Here is a 1,140-nt window from a genome sequence, read left to right on the forward strand (position 1 = left end):
GCCGGGCATCGACCCCAGCGGCGATGCCCGGCCACATTCTCGACCTCCTTCTTGATCGGTCAATGTCGACCGCCGACCCGCCGCGCCCCCGAGCGCGGCAGGCGGTCGTCACCCGCGGCGCGGGAACAGCGCCGCCCCGAGTGGCACCGCCTGATGCAGACGTTGGTTCGCGGTTCTGGCTTGACCAGAGGAAGAGCGGCTGAGATGTATCAACTCTTCATGGCGTTCGACGGGTTCGTCCCGGCGCTCACGGTCCTGTTCCCCCTCGCGGTGCTGGTCGCCGCCGTGTCCGGCACGGTGCGCAGCAACCGGCTCCGATCGGTGTCCCCGCTGCACGATCCGCTGATCGACGCGCTGCTCGTGTTCGCGGTGCTGTTCACCGGCTACCTCGTCTTCTACCCCCAGCCCGAGATCGCCGACCGGGTGGAGATGGAGCTCGGCAACGACCTCTACACCGCGTTGCGGGCCGCGCCCGGTGACATCCGCCCGTGGGTGCAGCTCGGCGGGAACCTGATGCTGCTGATCCCGATGGCGACGCTCGTGCCGCTGCGGGTCCGCTGGTTCGACGGCTTCGGCAAGATCGTGATCGGCGGACTGCTGACCGCGCTCACCATCGAGACCATTCAGTTCTTCTGCATTCCCGGCCGCGTCGCCTCCACCGACGACGTCGTGCTCAACACCCTCGGCGCCGCCGCCGGAGGAGTAGTCGTGTGCGCGAGCTGGCGACGCGCCGAAGCCCAGCTGCCCGGGCCGAACCACCGCAGCGCCGAACCGGACGACGCGCAGACCACCGTGTGGCGGATCATCGAGAAGATCGAGCAGGAGCGGCGGCCCGAGGCCGTCCCGGAGGGCGGCCCCTCGGACCGGTTCGCCGGCGCCGCCCGGCCCGCACGCGGCACCGGAGCGCCCGCGGCACCGCGCGGCCGGGCTCCGCATCAGCCGCGGTTGCCCGCGAACCCGGTGCCCGGCCCCGCCACCCCGGTCCGCGTGGCGGGCGCCGACCCTCGGGCGATGCGCGCCGAATCCCGGGCTCCGCGCCCCGCCGCCCGCCCGGTTTCGTCGCCCGGCCGCGCGGTCCCGGCCGCCGCGGGGGGGGCCCCCCCCCCCCCCCCCGGGGCCGGGCCCCGCGGGGAGGGCCCC

1 pseudogene is annotated in these 1,140 nt (G+C 74.4%); it reads left to right on the top strand.

The features are described from left to right. Positions 1–204 precede the first annotated feature (204 nt). A pseudogene (locus LCD35_RS18130) lies at positions 205–1,140 on the top strand (VanZ family protein); the annotation flags it as partial.

The sequence above is a fragment of the Saccharopolyspora sp. 6V genome (assembly GCF_020176785.1).
Classification (GTDB): Bacteria; Actinomycetota; Actinomycetes; order Mycobacteriales; family Pseudonocardiaceae; genus Saccharopolyspora_C; species Saccharopolyspora_C gregorii.